Genomic DNA, 14,145 nt, shown 5'->3' on the forward strand with positions numbered 1-14,145 from the left:
TCTTCTCATCTCACATTAATGTAATCTTCTGGCTCTGCAAGAACGGCATCACCATTTGAAATATATCCTGTCCAGGTATCCTTCACAGAAGTATCTCCTCCGTCAAATACTATATTCTCGTCTGTCGGATAGGCCTCCATGTGTTGTGGTGTCGCCAGGCAGGTTACTGTAAAAGTATCATCGTCCTGAATTTGTTTTCCGTCCTTTGTAACTTTGCTCAATGTGTAACCATCATCTGTTTCTTTGATTTCCACAGAAATACCACTGACTACAGGCAGAGAACCACAGTTAAACGGAATAAAGCCTCCCTCATAGCCTTCTACAAAATTTTTAACTGTCTCTTTCAGTTCAGCACCGCTCATCTTGCTGCTGTAAGCCGAAAGACCATTTGGCATGATCATGTCGCCTGCCATTTTTTCAGTATATCCAGCTTTCAGCACGTTTCCCGTAAAGCTGTTTCCAGTTGCGATCAGCACATCTGATCCATAAATGCCGCGCAGAGTGTTTGCCATAACTGAATATGCCGCATTGCCCCCACTGCTATGAAAACGATTGGAATAGGATTTCTGCAAATCCAGCACGATATTCTCCGAAATAGCTTCTTCCTCAAGAAGCTGAGAATTAAACGACTGATATGCCTGCTCTGCATCGTACTCTCCTGAGATCATCTTTGAAACCACATCCTTGGAAACGGAGAAAAAGTCATTTGATGCAATGCGGATATACATATGGTTTTCTTCGATCACAGGTTTCACATCCTTCAGATATTCTGTAAGCTTAAGATCCACATCCTGACTGTAGCTTAACAGATCCTGCCCATCATAAACAATCCTGTTCTGCGCATCCGCTGAAAGCATTGTGAGCAGCACCTTCATTGCTTTCTTTCTGCGTGTTTCATCTTTTGTCAGATCACGGTTTAAAGCCACCTGGAAATATGGCGTAGTCATAATCCACTTTTCACCGTTCTCCTGAAAGAATGGAAGAAATGTCGTGTTTATGCCCTGATCCTGAAACATTTTTACACCGGCAGAACTGCCAAAGTACATGGCAAGCTTGCCGCTTTGATACATCTCAACTATATCGTCATAATTCATATCCAGATCATCCTGGCTAAGCCCTGTATCCTGGATGAACTGCTCCATACGTTCAAAAGCCTTCGGCCAGACAGTACTGTCCAGACCTTCTCTCTTTGTATTATCCGGGGCACTGTAGGTGGTACGCCACTTGCGTCCGTCTACAGAAGACAGCTCTGATGCTGACAGACCCTGCAGTGTTTCCATACAGGTATAATCATAATAATAGTCTGCAGTAAACCCACGGATTCCCACCTCTTCAAATGCCTCGCAGGCAGAGACAAAGCTTTCATAATCTGTTGGCAACGGGATATCGTATTTTTCAAAAAGGTCTTTATTCACTACAAAACCATGCGCATCTGCACACACCGGAAGCCAGTTTACGCTTCCATCTTCATTCATAAAACTACTGAGATATGTATCATAGACAGCTCCTGCCACATTAGTTGTGGAAAGATCCATCAGACTGTCTTTCAGCGGACTTGCATCATGCAGTGAAAAACGACAGCAGGTTATAATATCCGGCAGTCCACCGTTTTCCTTCAGAAATTTGTAGAAATCCAGATCGTTATTACCTACGACAAATTCAACATTGATATCCGGGAGCTGCTCCTGGATGTATGGTGCATATTTTTCATACAGGTTTGTGCTCCATAAGTACACCGTGATTGTTTCTGCATCTTCTTTTTCCGTACTTTTACCGCCACAGCCTGAAAGAAGTGATATGCTCATCACCATCATTAAAAGTACAGCCAACACTCTGTTCCATTTTTTCTTTTTCATTACGAATCCCCCTTCTGAGATTGTTTCCCACTAGTACACCAATTCATGAATTATCTTTACCAGTAGTTTCATATCAATAGGCTTAGAGATATGTTCATCCATTCCTGCTTCTTTTGCTTTTATTCTGTCCTCCGTGAACGCATTTGCTGTCATTGCAATGATCGGTATCGTCTTTGCATCCTCTCTGTCCATAGAGCGGATCATCTTCGCTGCTTCATAACCATTCATGACCGGCATCATGATATCCATAAGAATCACATCAAATTCGTCAGGCCTGCTTTTTTCAAATATCTCAACAGCTTCCTGTCCATTCCATGTTTTTTTCACAACTGCGCCTTCATTCTGAAGCATAAACTCTGCAATTTCCATATTCAGTTCATTGTCTTCTGCCAGAAGAATATGCAGTCCCTTTATAGATTTTTCGGATACATCCTTCTGTCCTTCACGTTTATCCGCATCCGGATCTATTTTAAACGGAACCCGGAGCACAAATGTCGTTCCTATGCCTTCTTCACTTTCAAAGGTAATGGTTCCACCCATTTTCTCGACCAGTTTCTTTGCAATTGCCATCCCCAGGCCTGTTCCCGCAAATTTTGTGCGGCTTCCTGTATGTTCCTGTGCAAATGGTTCAAACACACATTTCTGGAACTCCTCAGTCATTCCGATTCCTGTGTCCCGACAGACAAATTCCATTGTCGTCATTTCTGGCTGTTCGGATGGAATTTCCATACAGCTGATATAGATATGTCCGTTTGCTCTGTTATATTTTACCGCATTCGACAGGATATTCATCATCACACGTTTCACATACCCCGGACTTCCGATAAGATTCCGGTGTATGATTTCTTTTTTCTCCCACTCGATCTGAATATTCTGTTCTGCAGCGATCTGTTCGATCACAATAAGTACTTCCTTAGAGATTTTGCTCAGATTAAACGGTGTTTCTTCCAGAACGATTTCACCAGACTCAAGCTTACTCATATCCAGGACATCGTTTACCAGTTCCAGCAGCAGATGGGAGGCCTCTTTAACCTTTGTCCTGTATTCCGTCTGTTTCTCCATATCATCTGCATAATGATCTGCCATATTGATTATGCCACAGATTCCATTGATCGGAGTCCGGATATCATGGCTCATCCTCTGAAGAAACTCGGTTTTTGCCTCATTGGCGGCTTCTGCCTTTTTTGCAGCTATCAGAAGTTCTGCTTTATATTTTTCATCTTTTTCCTGTTCCAGCTTCTGGTGTGTCAGATTGGTTTTATATGTCCAGAGCCAGAATATACTGAATATCAGAAAATAAAGAAAAATAATGCTTATCACACTTAATGGAAGATTATGAAATACTTCCGTATCCGGAAGATATGCATAAATATAATAATCACGCTGCTTCAGCATAATTCCATAACATCCGGTTCCTTCGTTTTTCAAGTGAAAAATGTGCTGACTGTCTGTATGCTTTTTCATTGCCTGAACAACTTCGTTGTCGGCTGTATTCTGCCCCAACAGACTCTCATCATTGCTGGCAACAACTGTCCCGTTGTCTGCAACAATAATTGTTCCATCTTTCTGGACACTATAGCCGTTTAAAAGGCCCTGTATCGTCAGGGTATAGTTTCTGACAAATTCAGGAGATGTATAATAGTAGATTGCAACAATCCCCGGTGCATCTTTTCTGGCACAGGCTGCAATGTCGATACATGACCCGTCTTCTCTGGTAAATCGTTCCGAATAAGATCTTTCTTCATATCCGGCAAAATCCATAATAATATCTTTTTGCAGGTATTCCGCAATCTCATCGGTCAGAGATTCATCCATGCTGTATTCACAGTCCGTCTTTCCTTCTGCATTCAGTACAATGATACCATCCACCCAGAGAGTCTGCAGGTTTCCTTTCAGGAACTCCTGGCTCAGCTGACCACCGTTTTCTGTTTCCATGTTAATATTTGTACTCATTTGTCTGGCACTTTCAATCGCCCGAAGAAGACTTTTGGATTCCGAAGATTCATTATAATGGGTATAGGTGGAGCACTGCACTTTGACATAATTTACAATCTCCACCATTCTTTTCTCTGCTTCTGCCTTTTCCGCATAAAAGAAATAAAACAGTGCGACTGCAACCACACAGATTCCAATCAGACCGCCGACCAGCTGGATTCGTTTTTCTTTTTTCTTTCTCTCAATATCCAAGATCATCCACCTCCAGATACTTCTGGGGATCATCCAGATATTTTTCAACGATTTTCAAGCTCGTGCCATCCTGACGCATTTCTTCCAGCGTCTGTTCCATCTGCTCACAGATTCCTCTGTCATCATCTTTGGCAAAAGCAACACCTATTCCGGTAAGCATCAGTGGTTCTTCCAGGATACGGAAGCTTGCATCATAATCTTTCATATACTGGACAATAGATTCCTCATGTGCGGCAACTGCATCTACATATCCTTTCGCAAGAAACGTATAGATCAGCTCTCTGTGTCCAAGGCTGATCAGATTTTCCAGTTTGGGAATTCTCTCATCCGTCCTGTCCAGAAAGATGCCTTCCGGTTTGGTTGTAGACTGGACGGCAAGATTCTTTCCCTCCAGGTCACTTAGTTTATAAATGTCACTGTTCTCATTTACAGCAACCACCTGGCGGCTTGCTATGTATGGTCCTGCCCAGCGGTAATCATCAAGACGCCCTTCCATGGAAAAGCAGCCCATGATACAGTCAATTTCTCCGCTCTCCACCAGTTCTTTTTTCTCCTCCCAGTCAATCTGGACAACATCCACCTGATATCCCATTCTTTTGAAAGCTTCTGTAGCCAGTTCTACATCTATACCCGTCGGTACACCATCCTCATTCAGATAATTGTATGGTGGATAGTTATCGCTGCCGAGCGTGATGACCGGCTTTTCGGTTTCTTTTTTACTGCTGTCTGTGTTTTTACACCCTGTCAGGGTGACCGCCAAAATTCCCACAAGCAGAATGCCTGCGATCCCTCTTTTTCCTTTCATTTTCCTTCCATCCTTACTGTTATTTTGCTTTTTTTCTCATATCAGCTTCTTTACCATTTATCACACTTCAGTGACCTGCGGTTCGGTGCCCCCCGCCACCGATAAGTCATTCCTCAAAAAAAGCACTGTCAGACAGACAGTGCACATCATCATCTTATGCAACTGGCTGCCATTTTACAGGCCCTGTAGCTTTGCGTCACAGACTTTCGTCTGCTTTGCCAATTATTTTCTATTACAGCTTTCACAAAGAGGTAATTTTATAACATCCCAGTATCTCACTATGTGTGAGCAAAACTTCACCGCACTAATATATGAAAAAGCCAAAAAAGAGAACAATCGATATATATGTATAGGTATACATTCGAACTGTTCTCCTGCTTCTGCAAAAGTCATTTTCGTTTATATGTTTTTAATGATATCACGGAAAGTTACGTTTGTCACCCAAAAGTTTGCTAATCCAAACAAATCAAATACATTCCATAATTATCTTCTCACATCTGGATCATCAGCTTATTCACCGGCATATCCTTCATTTTGTTACTTTCCGCCATTTTGTTTTACTCCTCTCTTTTCTGGCACAAAAAAAGTGCACACCCTGTCTTATAAGCTGGACTTACGCTCACAGGCTACACACTTTTTCATTGCAAATATTATATTTTACCGGCACTTTTATTCCGTAAATGTATATCGTACAAAAGAGCCGTTATTATCACCTGTTACTATTACAACGTCTCCATTCTCGTTACTTGTGGTTTCCAGGATAGGAAATCTTCCGTTTTCTTTTACATAAGCTTCCGGGCTGGCTGCCTCTGCCTCGATCAGTGTTTTTTTGCTGTATTGTTCTCCTCCACATGGATTTATATCCTCAATATTCTTTTTCTTTCAAAAGTGATTTTTACTAAAAATAAGCCTTCTGTTTTTAGGCATTATTACTATGACTTTTTCCTTTTTTCAAATCTTCTACGATTTCGTTATAGCGTTTTTTGTTTAATCGATAAAAGAACAAAACAATTGCTGTAACGATCCACAGAATTCCCGGAATTGTCGAGAATGCATGTTTCATGATTGCGATTACTTCCGGATTCTGTGCCTGGTTTGCTACATAACCATATTTTCCAAGCAATGCTGCGAGAAGCGCTGTGCCAATCGCCATTCCGATTTTATTTCCAAGAGAAACAAAAGCATACTGGAATCCATCATTTCTAAGTCCCGTCTTCCATTCGCCATATTCCACACAATCCGGAATAATTGCATAAATTGCTGTATTAAACCCAGAGAAAAAGAACTGTGTAATCCCGGCGAGCGCATAAAATGCAACTGGTGATTCTTTTACATTGAAGAAGTACATTGCCAGCATTGCAATACCTGTGAGCAGTGCAAAGATCGATGCAGTTCTTCCTTTATTATTCAGCTTCCGAAATACTGGCTGAAAGCATGCTGCACCAATAATGGACGGAATGATAATACACATAGAATATGTTGTATAATAAGAAGCATTTCCCTCTACATAAGTAAAATAATATAAAATATCTGCATTTCTTCCATATAATGTAAATCCAAACAACACCTGTCCAACCAAAGCCAGAAGATATGGTTTGTTCTGCATAACTGCTTTCAACTGTACTTTTATTGAGATTTTTTCTTTCTCAGGAATTGCTACCTGTTCTTTTGTCTTTGCGAAACAGAAGAAATGACAGGCAGCAAAGATACATCCATAAATAATTGCAACAAACAAATAACCATTCTTTGCACTGCTGCTTCCCAGCTTACTGATCAGCGGCACTGTCACAATATTGATGATTCCTATCGCAATCATTGCTGACACAGAACGGGAAGTATTAATCTTGGCACGCTCATCAATATCCTGTGTCATAGCACCACAGAGTGTTCCATATGGAATATTTACACAGGTATAACCTAATACCAGCAGGCAATAGGTAATCACCATATAGATAATCTTCGCTGTATTTGACCAATCCGGGTGTGCCCAAAAAGAAAGCACCAGAAGAATCGCTGTAATAGGCGCAGCTACAAGAAGCCATGGGCGATATCTGCCCCATCTTGTATGAGTCTTATCTGTCAGACCGCCTACGATTGGATCATTGATCGCATCCCAGAATCTTGAAAAGAGCATCAGGGCTGACACTGCAGCCATACTGATTCCAAACACGTCTGTATAAAAGATCATCAGAAAATTACTGACAAACATCCAGCTGAAATTACAGCCTACATCTCCAAATCCATATGCGATCTTACTGATCAGCGGTACTTTCCCATTATTACTTTCGTTCCCCATATCTTCCTCCCTGTCAGAATGTTGTTGGAATTCTATTTTTCCTGAACGTTAATGATAACTTTCATGGTAGTCTCGCGATTGTCATCAATATACTGATATGCCTTCAGATAATCCTTAAATGCAAATGTTTTGGAGATCAAAGGTCTTAAATGCACCTTCCCATCATTTACAAGTGTGATTCCGTCGATATAATCATCATGACGATACATCATAGTACTCTTGATATCCAGTTCATGATCATTTGCGACTGCAAGATCAATTGATGCCATGCCTGCAAATACAGCTACCAGAACAATCACGCTTCCTTTTCTTGCATATTTGATAGCCTGTCCCATTGTGATATTATTTCCTGCACAATCATAGATCACATCCGCTTTATCCGGTCCAAATGCTTCAACCATTGCCTCCCCGAAATCTTTCTCTTTTGTATTTACACATACATCAATGCCGCATTCCTTCGCTTTATCCAGGCGAAGATCACTGACATCAGTAATCATAACCTTTGCTGCTCCCATCCCTTTCGCAGCCTGTGCAACCAGATTTCCAATCGGACCAGCACCAAGAACTGCAATGTTCATTCCTTTTACATCGCCCATCTGCTTCACAGCATGTACAGCTACAGCAAGAGGCTCGATCATTGCACCTTCTTCATAAGACATTTCTTCCGGAATCGGTGTTACCTTGGATGCATCTACTGCAAAATACTCCGAAGCAGTTCCTGTTGTCTGGAATCCCATAACTTTCAATTCTTCGCAAAGATTGTATTTTCCGTGACGACATGGATAGCAGTGTCCGCAATAAACCTGCGGTTCAATTGTTACTTTCTGTCCCTCACGTAAACCTGAAGCATCTTTTCCTACTTTTACGATTTCTCCTGATACTTCATGTCCCTGCGTGACGGGATATTTGGTAAATGGATGTTTTCCATGATATACATGAATATCCGATCCACAGATTCCAATGTTCATGATCTTGACTAATACCTGATCATCTTTTATTTCCGGAACCGGAACTTCTCTAAAAATAATTTCTCCTGGATTTGTCATTACCTGCTGTAACATAATTAATTCCTCCTTTATTTATTATCTTTTATTAAATGTTTTATTAAAGTAATTACATTATTATTCACTTGCCAGTATTTGTCAATATCCTTTTATTCACTTCTGCCTATTGCACAAGTTTGTTCCGTTGATTTTATGCATTTTTACTACAATATTAAGAAGTAATTTTCAGCAAAACAAAAATCCAGAAAGAAAACACTCTTTTCTGTGTTTTCTCTCTGGATTTTAAATTTATGATGCTGACATCATAATTACATATTTTTTATAAATTCCTGCAGGAAATGCTTTGCCGCCCCCACTGCAGATGCCTCTCTCTTGTAAGAACACATTTTCAGATATCTCACATCATGGTCGAAACCATTATATTCCATTACTTTTTCTCCTAATGGAATCATATACTCTGTAAGATATCCTCCAACTTCACCTCCAAGAATAATATCCATATCATACGCCATTCGTAAATTTGATATCAAAATTGCCAGATTTTTCAAATACTCCTGCCAAATCTCTTCTGCACTGGCTTCCCTTTTTTCCAGACACTTCATAAACTGTTCCAACGTCTGGTATGTTTCATTTGTCAATGCACTCGCTGCACAATAAGCATCCGCACATCCCAGCTTTCCGCAATAACATTGCTTTCCTTCCGGGACCAGAATCATATGCCCAAATTCACCGGCTTTCTGATTCTCTCCCTGTATTAATTTTCCATCAATACAAAATGCTCCACCAAGAGTATTATTCAGAGACAGATACAGTGCATTTTTATATCTGTCTAAATCTTCTGCCATCATTGCTGCATTTGCATCGTTCACAAAATATACAGGAAGCGAGAATGTCTGCTCAAGAAAACCAAGACTATAGTTTTCTAATTGAAGCGCATGTGATTTGATCAGTATTCCATCACCTGGCTTTATAATTCCCGGAACAGAAATACCAATTCCAAGAATTCTGTCCTGATTTTCTACATCTGCAAGAAAATGATGCAGTTCTTCTCTGAGCCGTGAATAATAAGAAGCTTCTGTTGAAAATTCCAGCCGGATTCTTTCATACTTTTCAATTTCGGATTTCAGATTTACAAGCACAAACCCTACATGTTTTGCAGTAATTCTAATTCCAACTGCATAACGATAAGCAGGATTTATACTGATCATTTTTGCTTTTCGTCCGCCTGTAGATTCATACTCTCCCATTTCAACTACAATTCCACTGGCAAGCAGCTCATTTACATTAGACAAGACCGTTGGCATACTGAAATTCAGATTTCTGGACAATTCCACTTTAGACGTTGCCTTATGATTTATAATATAATTGATAATTTGAAATTTTGTACTGTTTTTCTTTTCCGTTCCAACCATCTCAAAGTTTCCTTTTATAAAGTATTTTATAAAAGAATCTTACCTTTTCCGGATGGATTTGTAAAGTCACTTTTGTACAAAAACATTATACTCCGCTTATTCTTCTCCTAGATAATATCTGCCATATGCATCTGCTGCCTTGATCGCTGCAAATACACTCTCCGGTGTAACTGTAAATGGCATATTCTGGAGAGTATCACCTTCTGCACTTGCAGCCTTTGCAACTTCCATAAGCTGCTCATCTGTTACGTTACCTGCTCCAAGTTCTTCAAGTGTGACCGGAAGTCCCACTTCTATACACCACATAATAATTTCTTCCAATTCTTCATGTGGGACATTTTCCAGTACCAGCTGTGCCAGGGTTCCAAATGCAACCTTTTCACCATGATACATATGATGGCATTCTTCCAGTACTGTCAGACCATTGTGAATTGCATGAGCTCCTGCAAGTCCAGCACTTTCAAATCCAATTCCGGAAAGCAGAGTATTTGCCTCAATGATCTTTTCCACTGCCGGAGTACATACACCAGCCTCCAGAGCGATTTTAGCTTTCACGCCTTCTTCCATCAGGGTATCAAAGCAGAGTTCTGCCAGTGCCATTGCAGCACCTGTTGTGTTTCCACCTGCGCAGGAAGTTGCTTCACTTCTCTGGCATGCTCTTGCCTCAAAATAAGTTGCAAGCGCATCACCCATACCGGCTACCGTAAGTCTGACTGGAGATTTTGCAATGATCTCTGTATCCATCATAACAAGATTTGGATTAGCCGGAAGGAATAAATATTTTTCAAAAACGCCCTCATCCGTATAGATTACAGACAAAGCACTGCAGGGAGCATCTGTGGACGCGATCGTCGGACAGATGAACACCTGTGTTCCGGCATAATGCGCAACAGCTTTCGCTGTATCAAAAATCTTGCCGCCGCCAATACCAATTGTAAGATCACAGCCGTTGTCTAACTACTTTCAGCAGTCTGTTGATTTCATTGGTACTGCATTCACCATTGAAATAATCAAAAACAAGTTCACAGTTATTTTCAGCAAAACTATCTTCGATCATTTTTCCGATTCTCTTATAACCACCCTGGCTGATCAGAACCAGTGCTTTTTTTACTGTGACCGGTGCGGTACCTGTATTTTCCTTTTGAGATCTCATAGGATTCATATTTCAGGTTTGCAGTGTCACTTCCGTCCGCCTGCTCTGTCTCCAGACCATTGATACGATAGTCACCATTTCCATATGCTGTATATTCCTGAGGAAGAGTATCCAGGGAAAATGTCTTATCGGTTCCTGCTTCATAAGGATTTCCGCTTTTCCATATAATTCTATCCCGTTTTTGTACACTTTTCCACAAACATCAGAATAAACCGGGGAACTCTTGACAACAAGAAATGTTGTGTTATAATTCATTTAACATTTAAGTTAAATATTAAATGAAGGGGGAATGACTTTGGGTATGCAAGACACTCTTCACGCCCTTGCCGATCCTACAAGACGTGAAATACTTAACCTTCTCAAACAGTCTCGATTATCAGCCGGCGAGATCAGCAATCATTTTTCTATTTCCGGTGCCGCCATTTCTCGTCATCTGTCTGTTTTAAAAGAAGCAGATCTGATTCGTAACGAACGAGAAGGAAAATTTATCTATTACGAACTCAATGCTACCGTACTTGAGGAAATCCTCTTATGGATCAACGAATTAAAAGGAGAGAAAAATTATGATCAGACAAAATAAAAAAATGCTTTTACTTACATCCATTATAACACTGCTTCCAGTTTTTATAGGTCTGTTTTTGTGGAATCAATTACCTGATTCTGTTGCAACACATTTTGGACTGGATAATCAGCCGGACGGATATTCATCCAAAGCCTTTGCAGTGTTTGGCCTGCCTCTGATTCTGCTGGCAGTTCATTTAGTATGTGTGGTCGCAACAAAGATTGATCCCAAATCAAAAGATATTAATAAAAAAATATTTAGGGTTCTTTTATGGATCTGCCCGTTGGTTTCCTTGTTTGTCTCCACTGTAATCTACGGATACAGTTTAGGATATGATTTTGATATGTCTTATCTATGTGGGATCCTCATTGGAGTTCTTTATCTTGTTCTTGGAAATTTTCTCCCTACAGTAAAGCCAAACTATACGATTGGTTTTCGTATTCCATGGACATTAAATGATCCTGATAACTGGTATCACACTCATCGCTTCGGTGGAAAATGCATGGTAATCGGAGGAATCATTATGATCCTTACCTCACCACTGCAAAACATGTGGATACTGCTTGCCGCTGCAATCGTTCCCTGCCTTTTGCCAGCGATCTATTCTTATCTGTATTACCGCAAATCCTGATTCTTTACCACTGTATATGAATATACTGATGCAGCCACAGGAACTGTGACACAGTGTGCATTCGGCGGCGGTATTTTCAATACAAGCTGGCAGGACATCCTCAGTGGTCTCGGATGGGGACTCGGATACTTTGGTATGCCACATATCCTGGTTCGTTTCATGTCCATCGAAAAACCTTCCATGATTAAAAAATCTTCGATTGTTGCGATCGTATGGGTAATCATTTCATTATTTTCCGCTGTAATGATCGCTTATTTCGGAAGAATGCTCATGGGTGCCGAACTGCTTACTCAGGGAAATCAGAAGCTCGTCTTCATTGCAATGGCACGTAGATTCTTCCCTGCTGGTATCTGTGGACTGCTGCTGGCAGCTATCATTGCAGCCTCTATTTCCACTGCAGACTCTCAGTTATTAGTTTCCTCCAGTTCCTTCACTGCAGACTTGTACTAGCCTTTCTTCCACAAAAAAGCAACCGAGAAAGAGACCCTGTTCGTAGGACGTGTACTTGTACTTGTTCTCTCACTGATTGCTTTTGTAATTGCTAATTCCAAGGGCAGCGGTGCACAGGCTATCATGGATATGGTCGAAAATGCATGGGATGCCTTTGGTGCCTCCTTCGGACCTACTATCCTGCTGTCTTTGTTCTGGAAACGGTTTAATTATCAGGGTGCTGTAGCCGGTGTCATCTCCGGATTTGTGATCGATCTGGGCTGGCTGTTAACTGGTATGACCGCTTCCACGGGTATCTTTGAAATTGTTCCGGGATTCTTTGGAAGCCTTGTAGTAGCTATTATTGTTGCAAAACTTACTTCTGCACCAAATGAAAAAGCGGTTGCCATTTTTGAACAGGGCACCAGCAAAAACGCTGATTGAGTTCACCGATTCAAGAATGCCTTTGGGCATTCTTGAATCATTTTTTTATTAGTGAAAGCCCCAGTTTCATAATCCCTGCCAAAACCATAACACCAATGGGATTCATCTTTAATTTTTGCAGCAATGCAAAACATATCACAAAAATTATCACCAGGCTCCAATTTGTATTTATCAACTTAATAACTGCAGTTCCCCAGAATGCGGTTATTAAAATTGATATACCTGCAGAAGCGATCATCGCTATGACTGCCGGTCTTAAGGCATTCAATATTCCCTGAAGCATTCCCATCTTTCTATACTTCAAATATACTTTCGCAATGATTATAACGACCACACAGGATGGCAGGATACATCCACCTGTAGCTACAACTGCTCCCGGAATCCCAGCAACTTTAATTCCAACAAAAGTTGCTGCATTTATTGAGATTGGACCCGGAGTCATCTGAGAGATTGTGACCAGATCTGTAAATTCTGATATATCCAGCCAGTGATGGATCGTCACCACCTGTTCCTGTATCAGCGGCATTGCCGCATATCCACCCCCAAAGCTGAACATTCCCACCTGCAAAAAACTTACAAACAAATATAAATAGATCATTTCTCTCCTCCCTTCTTTGAAAGGAAAGTTCGGATCACGCCGATCATTCCACAGGCAATGATTATATATACAACATTGATGTTAAATATACAGGACCCGGCAAATGCTCCGGCCATGATCAGTAAAGAGATCCTGTCTTTTTCCTGCACAATCCCCACACCCATTTCATAAACCACAGATGCGATCACCGCTCCAACACCTGCCTGCATTCCTTCAAGTATCTGACTGATAATATAGCTGTCCCTAAATGAATGATATCCGACTGATATCACCGAAATGATCAGAAACGGCGGAATGATCGTTCCCAGGATTGCAGTCATAGCCCCCAAAATCCCCGCCAGTTTATAGCCAACAACAATTGCTCCATTTACTGCAATCGGCCCTGGTGAAGATTGGGCAATTGCAACCAGATCCAGCATTTCCTTCTCATCGATCCATTGATAATCATCCACAAATTTCTTTTTCATCAACGTAACGATTACATATCCGCCGCCAAATGTAAATGTGCTGAGATATAAACATGAAAAAAACAGCTTTCGTAATACATCTCCTTTGCCCTTAGCTTCTTCTTTCATTTTGCATCCTCCACTATTCTACTCCCACTATTACAGATGTATTTTTATCATCTAATGCATCTTAATTTTCTTTTTTTCAGTTATCACAGATACATTTAGGACACTAATATATCTTCTCTTTATGTAATTCTATATCCGAGGATACTTTTTTACAACCGATTGCATCTTCAATTTACATTTATTTAGACTTTAA

11 protein-coding genes, 2 pseudogenes and 1 riboswitch are annotated in these 14,145 nt (G+C 40.7%); of the genes and pseudogenes, 3 read left to right on the plus strand and 10 right to left on the minus strand.

Going from position 1 to position 14,145, the window contains the following annotated elements; all coding sequences use genetic code 11:
• Positions 1 to 5 precede the first annotated feature (5 nt).
• The 8 genes and pseudogenes from NQ503_RS15850 to NQ503_RS17915 form a co-directional block, all read right to left on the minus strand.
• The gene (locus NQ503_RS15850) at positions 6 to 1,856 is read right to left on the minus strand and encodes an ABC transporter substrate-binding protein (protein WP_259892920.1); all 1,851 of its coding nucleotides are present in this window, start codon (positions 1,854 to 1,856) and stop codon (positions 6 to 8) included.
• Between the two features lie 30 nt (positions 1,857 to 1,886).
• The gene (locus NQ503_RS15855; RefSeq protein WP_005424916.1) at positions 1,887 to 4,049 is read right to left on the minus strand and encodes an ATP-binding protein; all 2,163 of its coding nucleotides are present in this window, start codon (positions 4,047 to 4,049) and stop codon (positions 1,887 to 1,889) included.
• Positions 4,033 to 4,848: a substrate-binding periplasmic protein gene (locus NQ503_RS15860; protein ID WP_005424913.1), complete on the minus strand. Its 816-nt coding sequence runs from the start codon at positions 4,846 to 4,848 to the stop codon at positions 4,033 to 4,035. The genes NQ503_RS15855 and NQ503_RS15860 overlap by 17 nt, the downstream gene beginning before the upstream one ends.
• Before the next feature lie 154 nt (positions 4,849 to 5,002).
• Positions 5,003 to 5,078, minus strand: a riboswitch (cyclic di-GMP riboswitch).
• A gap of 689 nt (positions 5,079 to 5,767) precedes the next feature.
• The gene (locus NQ503_RS15865) at positions 5,768 to 7,144 is read right to left on the minus strand and encodes an MFS transporter (RefSeq protein ID WP_005424912.1); all 1,377 of its coding nucleotides are present in this window, start codon (positions 7,142 to 7,144) and stop codon (positions 5,768 to 5,770) included.
• 32 nt (positions 7,145 to 7,176) lie between these two features.
• Positions 7,177 to 8,205: a zinc-dependent alcohol dehydrogenase gene (locus NQ503_RS15870; protein WP_005424911.1), complete on the minus strand. Its 1,029-nt coding sequence runs from the start codon at positions 8,203 to 8,205 to the stop codon at positions 7,177 to 7,179.
• A 251-nt stretch (positions 8,206 to 8,456) separates the two neighbouring features.
• A complete protein-coding gene (locus tag NQ503_RS15875; RefSeq protein ID WP_005424909.1) occupies positions 8,457 to 9,560 on the minus strand; it encodes an ROK family transcriptional regulator in 1,104 nt (367 codons plus the stop codon).
• A 96-nt stretch (positions 9,561 to 9,656) separates the two neighbouring features.
• Positions 9,657 to 10,722 (minus strand): annotated as a pseudogene (locus NQ503_RS15880) (glycerol dehydrogenase).
• Positions 10,631 to 10,912 (minus strand): glycoside hydrolase family 36 N-terminal domain-containing protein, encoded by a 282-nt coding sequence (locus tag NQ503_RS17915; protein ID WP_005424904.1) that lies wholly within the window; start codon positions 10,910 to 10,912, stop codon positions 10,631 to 10,633. Before NQ503_RS17915 ends, NQ503_RS15880 begins: the two are co-directional and overlap by 92 nt.
• A gap of 90 nt (positions 10,913 to 11,002) precedes the next feature.
• Here NQ503_RS17915 and NQ503_RS15890 point away from each other — a divergent pair, with 90 nt between their 5' ends.
• From NQ503_RS15890 to NQ503_RS15900, 3 genes and pseudogenes are all read left to right on the plus strand, one after another.
• Positions 11,003 to 11,293, plus strand: a complete 291-nt coding sequence (locus NQ503_RS15890) for an autorepressor SdpR family transcription factor (RefSeq protein ID WP_005424900.1) — start codon at positions 11,003 to 11,005, stop codon at positions 11,291 to 11,293.
• A complete protein-coding gene (locus NQ503_RS15895; RefSeq protein WP_005424898.1) occupies positions 11,277 to 11,906 on the plus strand; it encodes an SdpI family protein in 630 nt (209 codons plus the stop codon). Before NQ503_RS15890 ends, NQ503_RS15895 begins: the two co-directional genes overlap by 17 nt.
• A 30-nt stretch (positions 11,907 to 11,936) precedes the next feature.
• Positions 11,937 to 12,779 (plus strand): annotated as a pseudogene (locus NQ503_RS15900) (sodium:solute symporter family transporter); the annotation flags it as partial.
• 37 nt (positions 12,780 to 12,816) lie between these two features.
• On the opposite strand, the gene NQ503_RS15905 reads toward NQ503_RS15900, so the two are convergent.
• Positions 12,817 to 13,377 (minus strand): chromate transporter, encoded by a 561-nt coding sequence (locus NQ503_RS15905; RefSeq protein WP_005424890.1) that lies wholly within the window; start codon positions 13,375 to 13,377, stop codon positions 12,817 to 12,819.
• Entirely contained in the window at positions 13,374 to 13,952 is a 579-nt protein-coding gene (locus NQ503_RS15910; RefSeq protein WP_005424888.1) for a chromate transporter, read from the minus strand. Before NQ503_RS15910 ends, NQ503_RS15905 begins: the two co-directional genes overlap by 4 nt.
• Positions 13,953 to 14,145: the final 193 nt, after the last annotated feature.

It is taken from the genome of Blautia obeum ATCC 29174 (assembly GCF_025147765.1).
In the GTDB taxonomy this organism is placed as follows: domain Bacteria; phylum Bacillota; class Clostridia; order Lachnospirales; family Lachnospiraceae; genus Blautia_A; species Blautia_A obeum.